The 14611-nt window shown below is 46.8% G+C and carries 16 protein-coding genes and 1 pseudogene; 10 read left to right on the top strand and 7 right to left on the bottom strand.

Annotated elements, in window-relative coordinates; genetic code table 11:
* Positions 1-136 precede the first annotated feature (136 nt).
* On the top strand, positions 137-1108 hold the full coding sequence (locus AXG56_RS12785; protein WP_008632233.1) for a DUF523 and DUF1722 domain-containing protein: 972 nt from the start codon (positions 137-139) through the stop codon (positions 1106-1108).
* A gap of 1 nt (position 1109) precedes the next feature.
* On the opposite strand, the pseudogene AXG56_RS12780 reads toward AXG56_RS12785, so the two are convergent.
* Together AXG56_RS12780 and AXG56_RS12775 are read right to left on the bottom strand one after the other, a co-directional pair.
* Positions 1110-1976 (bottom strand): annotated as a pseudogene (locus AXG56_RS12780) (fructosamine kinase family protein).
* Positions 1977-2002: 26 nt separating this feature from the next.
* Entirely contained in the window at positions 2003-2893 is an 891-nt protein-coding gene (locus tag AXG56_RS12775) for an N-acetyltransferase (RefSeq protein ID WP_008632235.1), read from the bottom strand.
* Between the two features lie 152 nt (positions 2894-3045).
* Between AXG56_RS12775 and AXG56_RS12770 the strand changes: the two genes are divergently transcribed.
* From AXG56_RS12770 to AXG56_RS12745, 6 genes are all read left to right on the top strand, one after another.
* Positions 3046-4716 (top strand): AarF/ABC1/UbiB kinase family protein, encoded by a 1671-nt coding sequence (locus AXG56_RS12770; RefSeq protein WP_062514895.1) that lies wholly within the window; start codon positions 3046-3048, stop codon positions 4714-4716.
* Positions 4713-5015, top strand: coding sequence for a phasin family protein (locus AXG56_RS12765; protein ID WP_062514893.1), 303 nt, complete (start codon positions 4713-4715; stop codon positions 5013-5015). The genes AXG56_RS12770 and AXG56_RS12765 overlap by 4 nt, the downstream gene beginning before the upstream one ends.
* Before the next feature lie 103 nt (positions 5016-5118).
* Positions 5119-5337, top strand: coding sequence for a hypothetical protein (locus tag AXG56_RS12760; RefSeq protein WP_062514891.1), 219 nt, complete (start codon positions 5119-5121; stop codon positions 5335-5337).
* A gap of 129 nt (positions 5338-5466) precedes the next feature.
* On the top strand, positions 5467-6810 hold the full coding sequence (locus AXG56_RS12755) for a sodium-dependent transporter (protein ID WP_008632240.1): 1344 nt from the start codon (positions 5467-5469) through the stop codon (positions 6808-6810).
* Between the two features lie 164 nt (positions 6811-6974).
* Entirely contained in the window at positions 6975-7259 is a 285-nt protein-coding gene (locus AXG56_RS12750) for a YwdI family protein (RefSeq protein ID WP_026577843.1), read from the top strand.
* 15 nt (positions 7260-7274) lie between these two features.
* A complete protein-coding gene (locus AXG56_RS12745) occupies positions 7275-7643 on the top strand; it encodes a DUF423 domain-containing protein (RefSeq protein ID WP_008632242.1) in 369 nt (122 codons plus the stop codon).
* Here AXG56_RS12745 and AXG56_RS12740 read toward each other — a convergent pair.
* The 4 genes from AXG56_RS12740 to hemQ all read right to left on the bottom strand — a co-directional run bounded on the left by AXG56_RS12740 (position 7640) and on the right by hemQ (position 9789).
* Positions 7640-7888 (bottom strand): hypothetical protein, encoded by a 249-nt coding sequence (locus AXG56_RS12740; RefSeq protein WP_008632244.1) that lies wholly within the window; start codon positions 7886-7888, stop codon positions 7640-7642. The genes AXG56_RS12745 and AXG56_RS12740 overlap by 4 nt on opposite strands.
* A 68-nt stretch (positions 7889-7956) precedes the next feature.
* Positions 7957-8421, bottom strand: coding sequence for a spore coat protein GerQ (gene gerQ / locus AXG56_RS12735; RefSeq protein WP_008632246.1), 465 nt, complete (start codon positions 8419-8421; stop codon positions 7957-7959).
* A gap of 21 nt (positions 8422-8442) precedes the next feature.
* Positions 8443-8865, bottom strand: a complete 423-nt coding sequence (locus AXG56_RS12730) for a cell wall hydrolase (protein WP_026577844.1) — start codon at positions 8863-8865, stop codon at positions 8443-8445.
* A gap of 186 nt (positions 8866-9051) precedes the next feature.
* Positions 9052-9789, bottom strand: coding sequence for a hydrogen peroxide-dependent heme synthase (gene hemQ / locus AXG56_RS12725; RefSeq protein WP_026577845.1), 738 nt, complete (start codon positions 9787-9789; stop codon positions 9052-9054).
* A 250-nt stretch (positions 9790-10039) separates the two neighbouring features.
* On the opposite strand from hemQ, the gene pta reads away from it, so the two are divergent.
* The 3 genes from pta to AXG56_RS12710 all read left to right on the top strand — a co-directional run bounded on the left by pta (position 10040) and on the right by AXG56_RS12710 (position 13572).
* Positions 10040-11011 (top strand): phosphate acetyltransferase, encoded by a 972-nt coding sequence (pta, locus tag AXG56_RS12720; RefSeq protein ID WP_008632260.1) that lies wholly within the window; start codon positions 10040-10042, stop codon positions 11009-11011.
* Positions 11012-11222: 211 nt separating this feature from the next.
* Positions 11223-12380 carry a hypothetical protein gene (locus AXG56_RS12715; RefSeq protein ID WP_153017428.1) on the top strand — a complete coding sequence of 386 codons (1158 nt, stop codon included), beginning with the start codon at positions 11223-11225 and terminating at the stop codon, positions 12378-12380.
* A 64-nt stretch (positions 12381-12444) separates the two neighbouring features.
* Positions 12445-13572 carry a hypothetical protein gene (locus AXG56_RS12710; RefSeq protein WP_062514887.1) on the top strand — a complete coding sequence of 376 codons (1128 nt, stop codon included), beginning with the start codon at positions 12445-12447 and terminating at the stop codon, positions 13570-13572.
* A 20-nt stretch (positions 13573-13592) separates the two neighbouring features.
* On the opposite strand, the gene AXG56_RS12705 is transcribed toward AXG56_RS12710, so the two are convergent.
* Positions 13593-14435, bottom strand: a complete 843-nt coding sequence (locus AXG56_RS12705) for a lipoate--protein ligase family protein (protein WP_026577848.1) — start codon at positions 14433-14435, stop codon at positions 13593-13595.
* Positions 14436-14611: the final 176 nt, after the last annotated feature.

Below are 14611 nucleotides of genomic sequence, written 5' to 3'. Positions count from 1 at the left end.
ATTATCTATTCTATTACGTTTTGGGGCAAAAACCAATAGGAAATTTGTAGAGGATCGTCCTTGTATGTTTATCTATTGGGGAAATGAGGAATTTCTGCTAATACTACAGACTTTAATTAGAAAAAGGGGGATTATTGTGAAAGAATTCGTTGTTCCCAAAGTTGTCGTGAGCCGCTGTTTGGAATTTGATGAAGTGAGGTACAACGGAGCGGTCATTCCGGATAAAGCAGTCCAGCGGATGGCTCCGTATGTAGAGTTCGTGCCGGTTTGTCCGGAAGTGGAAATCGGGCTTGGAGTGCCCAGGGAGACGATCCGTATTGTCGGAGGAGAGAAGGAAAGACTCGTTCAGCCGAAAACAGGAGAAGATTTGACGACAGGAATGAATGCTTTTACGGAATCTTTTCTGAATAGTATCGGCAGTGAGGTGGACGGGTTTTTATTGAAGAATCGTTCTCCGACATGCGGTATGCAGGATGTGAAAGTCTACTACGATATAGACCATCCGCAAGTGTCTGGGAAGTCGTCCGGTTTCTTTGCGAGGGGAGTCCTAAAGAGGTATCCTGGTCTTGCCCTGGAGGAAGAAGGACGCTTGAAGAATTTCACATTAAGGCATCATTACTTTACGAAATTGTTCACGCTGGCCTCTTTCCGGAAGATGAAAGCACACGGGCAGATGAAGGACCTTCAGAAATTTCATTCTTCCAATAAGTACTTGTTCATGGCTTATCATCCCGGGACGTTGAAAAAGATGGGGAGAGTGGTTGCCAATCATGATCATCTGTCTATACAAGGTGTGTTCCATGAATATGAACCGCTGCTTTATGAATTGATGGCAGAGCCGGCAAAAGCTGCGTCACATATTAATGTTTGTCAGCATATCGCCGGGTATTTCAAGAAGGAGCTTTCGGCAGAAGAGAAAGAGGACTTCCAGACGCTGCTCAAACGATACAAAGAAGAGAAGGTGCCGTTGAGTGCGGTGCTGAGCGTATTGAATACATGGACGGTCCGCTTCCGCAGCGGGTATTTAAAAGACCAGACGTATTTTGAGCCGTATCCATCTGATCTCTTGGAAATATCGGATTCAGGAAAGGGCAGGGCCTATTCCTGAATCACCCCGCATAGTGTTTTAATATTCTGTCGACCTGTCCACCGTAGCTCTCCCCGAATATATTCAAATGTACGAGCAGGTAGAAGAGTTGATAGATCGGTTTGGTATCATGGTAGTGTGGCGGAAGGTCAGCAACCTCCCTGTAATGGTGGAGGAATTCAGAAGGGAATCCACCGAACAATTCCGTCATGGCAAGATCAAAGCACGGGTCTCCATACAGGACGGAAGGATCGATCAGGCAGGGAGAGCCGTTTTCATCCGCCATCCAGTTTCCTCCCCAGAGATCACCGTGCAGAAGCGAAGCCTACGGATGTGCTGGAACCCAGCGGTCAAGGTAGGCAATCAGCTGCTCGAGCCGGCTGCGGCGCTGCCCTGTGATTCTTCCGTTTGATATGCCATATTGCAATTGGCTCTTTAACCGGAAATCCGCATAGTAATCCGTCCAGGCAGAGCACCAATCGTTGGGCTGGTCGAGCTGGCCGACAAAGGTCGGTTCACCGAATCCGTAAGCTTCTCCTGTCTGCTTATGCATTTGGGCAATCTGTCTTCCGAGCTCGGAGGCCGGCTTCAGCTTTCCGGAATGAATCCATTCCATAGCAAGAGCTCCTGGTTCTCCGTTCTCCGGTTCATCAAAATAATACACTTCGGGCACCCGTATCGAACGACTTTCCCGGATCCGCTTTAATCCTTCCGCTTCTACTCGGAAGAAGTGAGAGGGGACCTGTTGATTAAGCTTAAAGAAGTAGTCCTGCTTCTCCGTTTCTACAAAGAGGGCTTCGTTAATATCGCCGCCGCTTACTGTATCAATCGTCATGATGGGAGCGTCATCATCCAATTTCCTTAAGATGTCACCCACGAGTTCCTTCATTCGTTCCCCTCCTGAAACATCATTTTTTAGTGAATGGTTTGCGTTACTGGTTTTGTCGCTTTTTGATAAGCCCGTATCGTATGGATATCCCGGAACCCAAACTGTTCATAAAGCCTGGCTGCTTGTCTGTTATTCGTCCGTACAGAGATAGTGACTACGTCGAGTTCCAGTGCGTAGAAAGCATATTGGAGCGCGTGTTCCATCAAAGCAGTCCCGATTCCGTTCTCACGGTATTCGCGCCCGACGTTGACGAAGCATATTTCCCCTTCCTGTTCTTCGGCAATGGTTTCAAAGTATGTGTACCCTGCAATGGTTCCATCGGCTGCATACCCCCATAAATGATTGCCGTCCTTTTCTGATAAGCGCAGCATCTCTTCTGTCGTATAGTAGGAGGCCGAAGGGTGAAGTTTATCCAGTGCGGTGTAGTCATCGCGAAGAATTTCAACGATCGCTCCGTCCTGTTTGTCGGAAGGGTAATAACTGGATTTGTGCAAAGCCAGAGTGCGTTCTACGTTATAGAGATCGAAGGCGTGTTTCTCCGCAAAATCGACAAGTGCTTCGTTCGCCTCAAAACAAGCTAGTTTTACAATGTCAAAGTGAAGCTGAACAGTAAGAGAAGCTTTGTCCCACAATTTCTCAATGACCAGCTCCTGCTGATGAAGAGCGAACGGACCGAGAAGTCGGCACAGCTTCTGTTCGAAAAAAGGCAGAATCCCAAGGAATCCTATGATTTCATCCCCGTCCCAAGCCACATAAGCGAGCGGTTCCTGAAATTGTGTCAATGTCCATATTTGTTCGAAAATTTCGTTCGCATCGGATGCCATCCAAGCAACATAGTGATGGTCCTGTTCATTCATCCGATGGAGCCAACCGGCGACTTTATGTAGTTCTCTTACTTCCAGTTCCCGAATCTGCATGCTTGCTCCTCCTCCTGTATATAAACAAATTCTTACACATCACCCGTCTTTTTTGCAACTGTGACACTGGTCTTGTCTTTCATCTTTCTTCCATATATGGATGATTGATTCAACAGAGATGGGGGAATGATAAAGTACATAAGAACGGGGGGATGGAACTTGTGGAGCGTATGAAGTACATATCCATATACAGGATTACCGTCATCGTTTGGATGTCCATGAAATTCCTGATTCGCATCTACTGGTTCGAGAAGCGTCACAGGATATGGGATCAGGATACGAAGCGTAAATGGGAAGAAATGCTATCAGATCAGGCAGAAGAATATAGAAGAAAAGCGGTGCATCTTGGTGGGCTTCTGATAAAATTCGGGCAGTTTTTGAGTTCCAGAGGAGATTTGCTTCCTTCTTCTTTCATTAAGGAGCTGGAAGGACTTGTGGACAGGGTGGAGCCCGTTCCATTCTACCGATCCAAAGAAACGATAGAAGAAGACTGGAACGCATCGGTCGATACACATCTGTCTACAATAGAAGAAACACCGGTCGCATCTGCTTCCATAGGGGAAGTGTATAAGGCGTACTTAAAAGACGGCACTCCTGTGGCGGTCAAGGTACAGCGCTATAGAGTGAAAGATACGTTCCGGATGGATTTCCGTGCCTTGAAGATCGTTTTCTGGATGTTGAATAAGTTTACGGTCTATGGGAAGAAAGCCGATTTACCAGCCCTGTACAGGGAGGTCGTCCGAGTCATCAGCAATGAGCTTGATTTTACAATGGAGTTGGAGAATGGCCGTCATTTCAAGAAAAGGTTTGGAGACTTTCCATCTGTCTATATTCCGGAATATTACAGCGATCTTTCGACTAAACGCGTACTTGTGATGGAATGGGTGGAAGGAACGAAGATCACGGACCTTTCGTTCATAAAGAAAAATGGAATAGACCGGGAACAGATTGCTCATACGCTCTTTGATTTAAGTATCGCCCAGTTTCTTGATGCAGGCATGTTTCATTCCGATCCTCATCCAGGGAATCTGATGCTGAAAGCAGATGGAACGGTCGTTGTCATCGACTTCGGTATGGTTGGTGAAATCAAACAGGAAGATGCTGATGCGCTGAGGACGATGGTGCAGGGATTTATTTTGGATGATTACGACAGAGTAATTGAGGCGTTGCAGGAGATGGACTTTCTTCTCCCTAATGCAGATACCGAGCGGGTGAAGAAGCTGCTTAAGCAGACGACAGAGATGTATTTAGACGGGAACTTTGACAAGTTGGATGCGCATATGATGAATGATATGCTTTCTGATTTACAGCAATTTGTCAAAGATCAGCCGATTCAGCTTCCAGCTGACTATGCATTTTTAGGTCGGGCGACTTCTATTATCATTGGTGTCCTCAGTGCCGTTTATCCGAACATCGACTTGATTCAATGGGGGAGACCTGTCATCAAACAGTGGGTGTCGGGCGACGGATCGAATGCCTCTTTGTACACAGAAGTCATTAAGGAAACCGTTCGTCCTCTGTTATCGTTCCCACGTGCGCTGATCGAGTACTTGGAGGATGGCGACAAAGAAAGAGAATGGAAGAGCTATCATCAAAGAAATCGCCTGTTCCATCAGCTTTATTTGGTTTACACGGCTTTTTCGTTTCTTATATTCGTGTCAGGGGTAGCTGCCCTGTATTACACACTTGTTGTCCCTGTTCTTCCGAGCGTGTGGATCAGCGGCGTCTTTATGGGAGTCGGGTTGCTTGGATTTTTCATTTGTTCCATTAAACATGTCCGGATGTTGAAGGGCATTCATCATAATAGGAGGGATGAACAATGAGCGATTTATTGAAGAAAGGATTCCATTTCGGAATCGGTGCAGCAATCAGTGGGAAAGAGATGTTCGAAAAGATGGTGAACGAAATGGTGAAGCGGGGAGAAATCAGTCCGACTCAGGCGAAATCCATGGTTAATAATTGGATTGCCAAGGGAGAAACGAAAGATAAAGAATGGAATGATCAAGCGAAAGCAAGAATGCAGGATCAATTCAAAGAACTAGGATTTGTTTCGCGGGAAGAATATGAAAAGCTCGAAGCCCGCATTCAAAGGCTGGAAAACCTCCATTTGGATAATAAATGAAACGAGATGCCTGCTCCGGGGAAAGGAGCGGGCATCTCGTTATTTCTGGGAAAGGGAAGCTGTGCTATGATGCAGTCACAAGTAGAAAAGGAGGATGATCGGGATGGACAAGATCAATTGTTTTAAGTGCAGGCATTTCCGAACGACATGGAATCCGGCCTTTCCCAGATCTTGCAGCGCCTATGAGTTTAAAACGAAGGAATTGCCTTCCGCGTATATACTCCGTACAACCGGGAGCAGCTGCATGCAGTTCCAAGAGAAAAAGACGCCTAAGAAAGAGAACAAAGCGCGGCAGGCTTCCAGAATTGATCTGCGCCTGTAAATAATGAGAAATTTCAGAAATCTAGAGGAATTGCCGATGTTTTGTGGTATGCTGATGAATATTTCGACATGCAGAAAAGAAAGATAATAAGGTTCATCCGTTGCAAAAACAGAAGGGGTTGGTTGGAAAATGGTGAGAGAGAAATGGGGCTCAAAGCTCGGGTTTATGCTCGCGGCAATGGGCTCGGCTGTCGGGTTAGGTAATATATGGAGATTTTCTTATGTAGCAGGTAATAACGGTGGGGGAGCTTTCCTGATCCTCTACTTAGCTTGTGTACTGTTGATTGGTGTTCCGTTGCTGTTAACAGAAGTGAGTATCGGCAGAAAGGCGCAAAGTGATGTTGTCGGCTCCTTCCGGAAGCTCGCTCCAGGTACGCCGTGGTTCGTTACGGGCTTTTTCGGAATCGCCAGTGCATTTTTAATTCTTGGATTTTATGCGGTTGTTGCCGGATGGGCGATTTTTTACTTCTGGATGTACGTGAACGGATCGTACTTTACCCAGCCGGATATTGGGTATGATGGTGCGTTTGGTCAATTTATCAGCAATCCTTGGCAGCCAATTTTATGGACGGCCTTATTCATGATGATTACGATCGTGATCGTTCTTGGAGGAGTAAAGAAAGGCATTGAAGGAGCGAACAAAATTTTTATGCCGCTTCTGGCAATCATTCTGATTATTCTTGCTTTCTTCAGTCTTTCTCTGGACGGAGCCATGGAAGGAGTGAAGTTTCTCTTCCAGCCGGACTGGTCGGCATTCAGGGATCCTTCCATTTATTTCGCTGCTCTCGGACAGGCTTTCTTCTCCCTGAGCCTGGGAATGGGCGGGATGCTGACATACGGAAGCTACTTGTCTAAAGAAAATAAACTGCCGGGAGCTATTGTCGGCATTGGTTTGATGGATACCTTCTTTGCGGTCATTGCAGGGTTGGTGATCTTTCCGGCCGTATTCGCCTTTGCCATTGATCCGAGCTCCGGACCGCCTCTGGTCTTCATTACGCTTCCTAGTATTTTCGAACAAATGCCGTTTGGCGGGATGATCGGAATCATATTCTTCCTGGCTCTCATCCTTGCTTCCTTATCTTCTTCCGTGTCTATCCTGGAAGTACCGACTGCCTACTTCATGCGTGCATTCGGCTGGAGTCGCTTTGCGACGAGTATCGTGATGGGATCCATCATGTTCATCCTTGGAATTGCGGTATCCTTAGGATTTGGAATCTGGTCAGGCATCACGCCGATCGGAGATTTGAATATTCTTGACTCCATGGATTACGTAGCCTCTAATATTCTTCTTCCGCTGGGCGGCCTTTCCATGGCGCTCCTTGTCGGTTGGTATTATAGGAAAGCGGACGCTCTGGAATCAACGGATTTGACTGGATCATCCATCGGAGGTTTGTGGTATATCATTGTGAAATTCATAGCGCCGATCATCATCATCCTGATCTTCTTGTATCAGATCGGCATTATACAGTTTTGAAACAACCCCCGATGCATAATCGGGGGTTGCTCTATGTTCTTCTGCTTTAGGCGGGAAGCTATTCTTACAAATTATTGAAACCTTTCATAGATGGAAAGACAGGGATGTTACAGGCGTGTTAAACTACGACAGAGGATCTTTTTTAGAAAAAGGAGTTTGAATATATGGCCATCACGAATCAAACAGTGCTTAAGAAAATGTCGAATGAAATACAGGAAGCAATGCTTCAGTATGGGGACGAGCAAAAAGTACGCGAGCATGTCCGCTCGATCCGCCTGCTGGCCGATTTGTTATTGGAAGAGGAGCCGGTAAGAACGGAAGCACCTGTCCAGGAGCCGACGGCAGAAGAAGTCCGTCGTATGATGGGGGTCGATGCACCAAGCCGTCCGGATCAACAAAAGAAAGTCGATCACGGGGAGGCGAACGGGCCCTCGATTTTTGATTTCTAAGAAGGGATGAATGGAATGAAAATCTTTTTGGTATTAGCGATTATTAATGGTTTTTTATCCGTGGCACTTGGAGCATTCGGAGCCCACGGATTGGAAGGGAAAGTTTCGGAGAAGGGCTTGGAACAGTGGGGGAAAGCAGTCGATTATCAAATGTTCCATACGATGGCATTGTTTGTTACCGCTCTGTTAATGAGCAAAATCCAGACGGGTGCGATGACAGGGGCCGGTTGGTTTTTCTTCATTGGAATTATCCTGTTCTCCGGAAGCCTCTATATTTATGCGCCGACCGGGATTAAGACATTTGCAATGATTACACCGCTCGGCGGGCTGTCATTCCTGATCGGCTGGATTCTGCTCGGGTATGCAGTCATCAAACATGTTTAAAAATAGAGAAGAGTCGTAAACAGAAAAATTATTACAGCACAGGTAAAGTGGATGATCATATTCACTTTCTGCTCGCGTGCTTTGTCAATGAGTGCTTCAAATGCGATGCTGGCGGCAAGAACATAGAACATCAAGAGGAGGATCCAGCGGTGCTCCAGCTGAAACAGTCCGACTACAATGAGTACGACGACAAGTGCCAGCGCACCAAGCTGAGCTCTCTGGTAGCTTTCATATGGGGACTTCATAGCCTCACCCTTTTCGCTTAATAGTTAAAAACTCGCTACGAATAGCGAGTTTTTTTTGATTGGTTCTGTCATCGGGGGTTGTATTGAGCGAATCCGGCGGAAGAGCCTCCGAATGGAAGGTTATAGTTTATTTCTTCATCAAAGGTGATGTAATCCAGATAAATCGTCAATAGTAAGTATCTCTTGCCTGTTTGTGGATCGCTGAGAATAATGTGATCCCGTCCAGCAGCTTCTATGATTCCTTTGAATACCTTAGCATTCCATTGATCGTTGTTCTCGAATGTCATGTAAACAGTCGCCTCTTTGCCGGCGTTCAAACGGAGAATATTCTCGATATAGGATTCTTCCGACGGCAGCATGTTCGGTGGGTTGATACTGCCTGAATATGTCCCGGGCTGGACCTGCGGAGGCTGCATTCCTCCCTGCCCCTGTTGAGGGTAATAATACATGTACGGATTCTGCCCGTAGAACGGGGCTTGACCCTGACCGTACATCGGTGCACCTTGCCCTGATTGAGGTTTATTCTGTGCCATTTAAACCACTCCTTCATGGATTTAATATACGCTTGGACAGTCAGCCCTTGTCGGTGAATAGAAGCAATGGGACTTATATCTTCCAGTGTTCCATTGACCGTACCACTGAGCAGGGCAGTCTCCTTGAGGTCGGAAGAACCATAAGGAGTTGGTTGCAGGATGGAACCGCTCCCCGCGGATGGTTCGGCGGGCCAGTCGGATATCCTTCTCCCTGGCTCTTTGGTAGAAATAACCCTTTTGGGTGGCTTCAAAGCCGCCCGGGCTCTGGTACACCATGTCCCGGATTGAATCGATATTTGTGAAGTCGATGCAGTCGCCGCGGACACGGTTGACCCCTGTATTTCCCACCATCAGCATGCCTAATTGTCCGTCCCCCTCGGCTTCAGCCCTCATTAATCTCGCCAGTAACTTAACGTCCGCTTCTGTAAAGGGAATGACGGCCATGCTGTCACCTCACTTCAAATAAGGCATGTTTGCATGTTCTTTAACACTATATGACCAGCCCTGAAAAATAATGATGACTTTTCCATGTGGGCCTGGAGAGGGGTTAGAGGTTAGTGGAGAAGGGCATAAAAAATCCGAACCCACCCTTACAAAAGGGAAGGTTCGGATATATCGTTCATTTTTCAATCAAACTTCCAAAAACTGATCAAGCGCTTCAGGCTTGAGGATGTTACCGATATAGAAGGAACCGAAATCGCCGTAACGGGAAGTCACTTCATCAAACCGCATCTGATAGACGAGTTTTTTGAATTGAAGCACGTCGTGTGCGAAGAGGGTGACGCCCCACTCCCAGTCATCAAAGCCGATGGAGCCCGTGATGATCTGACGGATTTTCCCTGCATATTGACGGCCTGTCATCCCGTGTGCGTACATGAGCTTGGCGCGCTCGTCTTTTTCGAGTACGTACCAATTATCGTTGCCCTGACGGCGCTTGTCCATCGGGTAGAAGCAAATGTGGTTCCACTTAGGGAGGGTCGGTTTCAAGCGTGCTTGAATTTCAGGATCTTCTTCGTTGGTATTCCCCATATAATTGGAAAGCTCAACGACCGAAACGTAGGAATAGGCTGGTTTTGTGAATTCAGCCAGCTTCGATTTATTAAAGGCTGTTTCTATCTCATTCAATTCTTCCATTGTCGGTCGCAGGATCATCATCATAAAGTCCGCTTTTTGGCCGACGATCGTATATAAGGCATGGCTGCCTTCTTTGTTCTGCTCGGTGTTTTCCCATTTGGTGATCAATTCCTGGAATTCGCGGGCAGCCTGTTCCCGTTCTTCGGTGGATGCGTACTTCCACGCTGTCCAGTCGATGGAACGGAAATCATGCAAGCAATACCAGCCATCCATTGTAACTACTGCTTCAGGCATGGGATCAATCGCTCCTTTATAGTAGGGTGTGTGGTGTTTACTTCCTTTCTCAATATAACATAGATGAAAGGTGCGAGATAACGAAACGGTGGATGCTCACGGAATTGTCAAGGTTGCGTATCAATAAGTGACAAATAGGGTAAAGTTATAAAATGAAATCGCTTCAAAAGGAAATTTTCTCTCGTACCACTTTCATTTAAACACAAAAGGTCTTATCATATATAACAGAATGAAAATTGGAGGGACAAACATGAGTAACCTATTTGATACTCTGAAAGCTAAAATTGACGGTAAAGGCATGAAAATCGTATTCCCTGAAGCAATGGACGAACGTATTCTTACAGCAGTAAGCCAGCTTGGTGCAGACGGCCTAGTGAAACCTGTACTAGTCGGAAATAAGGATAAAGTAGAACAGAAGGCTTCTGAAATCAATGTAAATATTGACGGAGCAGAAATTCTTGATCCTTCTGACTACCCGGAATATGATGAAATGGTTGCTAGCTTCGTCGAGCGCCGTAAAGGAAAAGCGACAGAAGAGAAAGCTCGTGAAATCCTGCAGGACGAGAATTACTTCGGAACTATGCTCGTGTACATGGGCAAAGCTCACGGCCTGGTCAGCGGTGCGGCTCATTCTACGGCAGACACAGTACGACCTGCCCTGCAGATCATCAAGACAAAACCAGGAATTAAGAAGACTTCCGGTGTGTTCGTAATGGTAAGGGAAGAAGAGAAGTATGTGTTCGCTGATTGCGCGATCAACATTACGCCGGACAGTCAGGACCTTGCAGAGATCGCCCTTGCGAGTGCTGAAACAGCGAAACTCTTCGATATCGACCCTAAGGTAGCGATGTTGAGCTTCTCTACGAAAGGATCTGCAAAATCTCCGGAAACGGAAAAAGTATCCGAAGCGCTTCAAATTGCTAAAGAGCAGAACAGTGAGTTGGTTATTGATGGGGAATTCCAATTCGACGCAGCCTTCGTTCCATCTGTAGCCGAGAAGAAAGCTCCGGATTCTCCACTGAAAGGCGAAGCGAATACGTTCGTATTCCCAAGCCTTGAAGCGGGTAACATTGGATACAAGATTGCTCAGCGTCTTGGTAACTTTGATGCAGTAGGTCCAATTCTACAAGGATTGAATCAACCAGTTAACGACCTTTCCCGTGGTTGTAATTCAGATGATGTCTACAAACTGGCAATCATTACTGCCGCTCAATCTGTATAATAGAAACAAACAACGACAAAGCCGGCCATCGTGCCGGCTTTTTTTGTTGGAGTATTTAGCGAGGTGGCACTTTCCACTAGGAAGGAGATGTCCTCTTTGCAATGTCATCGGGGAAGTCGATGGAAACGATCCATGTGCACCTTGGCTTTGGCAATTTCGCTCTCTTGTGCTTATATGTAATTAGAAAGGAAGAGGAAGGCGGAAGGTATTCATGGACTCGAATAACGAATTAACTTATAAACAATCAGTAAGTAAAAGACACAAGGCCATGGGAATTGGACTTGGAATACTCTCTTGTTTAGGGGGTGCTTTTTTTCTTTACATAACCTTGGGGGTATCCAGAGCGAGTCACTGGTCCATCGGGCTGATTCCGCTTTACCCGGCCCTTCTGTTCCTGCTGCTAGGAGTGGGGATGTTCCGTAACAAGCAGGTAAGCTATACATCTGTCAAAAGAATTACAAAGGAAGGGTTTTATCACTATTTTCTTGTTCCGGAGCAAGAGAAGGAGACGGAACAGCTGATTCCCTATAAGAAAATGACCGCCTTATATTTGGGAAGAGTAGTGGAAATGGTGATGCGGCAGGATCGTCTGACCAAATTTTTTGCTCATCCGCTTCTGGTGTTCCGCTGGGAGGAGGACGGAGTCAGTCATTACCGTGGTGTGGTACTTAAACAGAAGGAGTGGCCGACTGCTCTTCGTCACCTTCCGGCAGGGCTTCCGGTTTACAGCACACCTTATGACCTCACCCAGTATCCCGATGATACTTTGGGTGATCCCTTGGCAGATGCCGAACACTACAGGGACAGCGGAGAACGGTTTCCATATCCGTTTGAACTAGGGTATGTGAAGCAGAAAGAGTTGCCCAAGTACATTCCGGACGAGGTTGCAGAAAAGAAAAAGCGCTGTACGCGTCTGCGGGAGATGATGGCGGGGCGTCTCCTGGGGGGATGGCTGGTGTTGAACTTCCTGCTCGCCGTATTATGGATGCCCTCGTGGAAAGTGGTTGATGAACTGTTCGTCGGCCCGTGGCCTGTGGTGCTTATCATCTTGACGATGATACTTGTCGGTGCTGTCTATGCCCGCTTACCTCTTGAATGGAGGAACATGCTGCTTGTCGGTCGGCATATGCTGTTTGTCATCGCCGTGTACGGGGGAGGCGGGTACCTTGGCTATTTACTGTTTTCAGAAACGCCCCGTCATCTGGACGCTGTCGTCAATCATTCCCTGCTTTCATTCTGGTCGATCCCTGCCGCGTTCCTCCTAAGTAAGTTCTTATATCTTCTTGGTATATTGATGTATGCGGCTCTCCTTCATTCGGGTTTCTTCAAAGGAAAAACGAAACCGCGCCGTAATATCGATATGGAATGAAACCAATCTATCTATTCCATCGTAGGACAAGAAACAAGGAAAGATTTGAGGGAAGGTGGAAGACATGCAGGAAGAACTGACGTTTAAAAGCGAGATAAATCGCGCATCCAAAGCACTTATGTACATCATGGGTGGGATTTTCGCTCTGTTGGGAACGGCATTATTGAGTATATCTATTTGGGTGTCGAGGCACAGTCACTGGGTTGCCGGGCTGCTCAGCATCTTCGCCGGCAGTATCTGCTTGTTGGTCGGCATAGGAATGCTTCGGGACAAACAGAAAAGGTACACATCGATAAAAAAGGTGACAAAGGAAGGCTTCTATGAGTATTTCCATCTCCCGGAACGAGAAGAAACGATCGAGAAGACCATTCCTTTTGCAGAGATTACAGCTCTATACGCAGGGAGGGCAATCAGGAATATATACAGGCAGGAAGCCCCGTCCCGCAGTATAGCTTATCCCGTACTTGTATTGAGCTGGGAAGAGGAGGGGCAGCAGCAATTCAGGGGAATGGGACTTACACCGGAAGAGTGGAAGGTTGCATGTAAGATCCTTCCTGAGGGTATTCCTGTTTATGAAACAGAATACGAGCTGACTCATTATCCGGATTATGCGCTGGGGGTTGTGTTGGACTCCACCCGTCCCTATGGTGAAACCGAAAGAGGGCTCGCTTTTCCCCATAAACTCGGGGTAGTGAAGCATGGAGACGTTCCTGTTTTCATTCCAGAAGAAAAGAGGCAGGAGCAGCGTAAAAAAGAGGAAGCTTGGAAAAAGATCGGGGAGCGCGTATTCAACAGCTGGCTGCTGATCAGTTTCCTGCTCTCCTTGTTCTGGATGCCGTTCTGGGAGGTATCCGGCGCCGTCTTTGCAGGGCCGTGGTCGTATGGGTTCACCGTTGTCACGATGCTCATCCTGGGTGTTTTCCGATATGCCAAGACTCCGTTCGCCTTTCGCAATTTCCTCATGGTTGGACGGGACATGCTCCTTGTCCTTGCGTCATTCATGGCGGGAGGGCTTCTCGGTTATCTTCTATTTTCAGAAACACCAAGATATTTGGATGCAGCGGTTAATCACGCCTTCGTAGGTTTTCTCTCTGTGCCTGTGGCTTTCCTCCTGAGCAAGTTTCTTTATTTCATCGGTATTGTCTTTTCTATGATGTTCGACTTTGCGGGTATGACCAGAAAGAAGAAATGAAAAAAAGCGTTCGAAACCTATCAAGTAAGGTTTTCGAGCGCTTTTTCATTCCGTTTGACCATTTGATCGAAGCGTTTATTGAACCATTCGATTTCCACGCCTTCGAGGGGATTGGTCGTCATGGAACCGGATAGTTCGTACAGTTTGTAGAGAATTCGGTCTCTTACATCGGATACGGTAAGTTCGGTGCCGAGCAATTCGTTCAAGGATGCCATGACGGAGGGATCGATGTCTGGATAAGTGAATCTTGTTTGTTCTCCGCGTTTCCCGATGTTGTAGAATTCCTTCAGCAGGGAGGCTCTTTCCCGACCGCTTCCACTGACGTCCAAGTAAATTTGGACGGCAGAACCGTTCTTAACCCTTCGCTGGGAAATACCGGCAAACTTCTTGCCGTCAATACTCAAGTCGTACGTACCCGGGCAGTAGGACCGGGTAATTTCATAGGCTTCAATGCGGTCGGTTAAATCCGCAAACAAGAATTGAATGAAGGAAACCATTGCTTCATATCCTTCGTGAATGTTGACCTCTTTGGAATCAGGGAAGATGAGGGAAAGGTTCAAAACCCCGTCATCCAGGACCACAGCCAGACCGCCGGAATTACGGACGATCACTTTATAGCCGTTCTCTTTCAAATAGGCGATTCCTTCCTCGATGTAAGGAAGCCGGGCATCAGGGATTCCCAGTACGACCGTGTCGTGATGGACCCACAGCCGTGCGGCAGTCGGACTCCTCCGTTCACCGACAGAAATGGACAGTGCGTCATCGGTTGCGAAAGACTGAAGGGCCGAAAAGGTGGGGCCGAGATTGCTTTGGTCAATAAAGCGATATGCTTTTGTTTTTAATAATGGATGGATGTTAGTCATTGTAGTTCCGTACTCCTTTTTTGCATTCTATTCTATTATAGCAAAAGATGAGTGTTGCATGAATCAGCTGGGAAAGGTAAAATCTGCGGAGGATGAAAAAATAATATTGGAATTTAATGTATGTATTCAGGTTTTTTTGTCGGATTTTAAGGTATATAATAGAGGAAAATGTCGTT

Source organism: Halobacillus sp. KGW1 (assembly GCF_001592845.1).
Classification (GTDB): Bacteria; Bacillota; Bacilli; order Bacillales; family Halobacillaceae; genus Halobacillus.
This window is presented reverse-complemented; position numbering and strand designations above follow the sequence as displayed.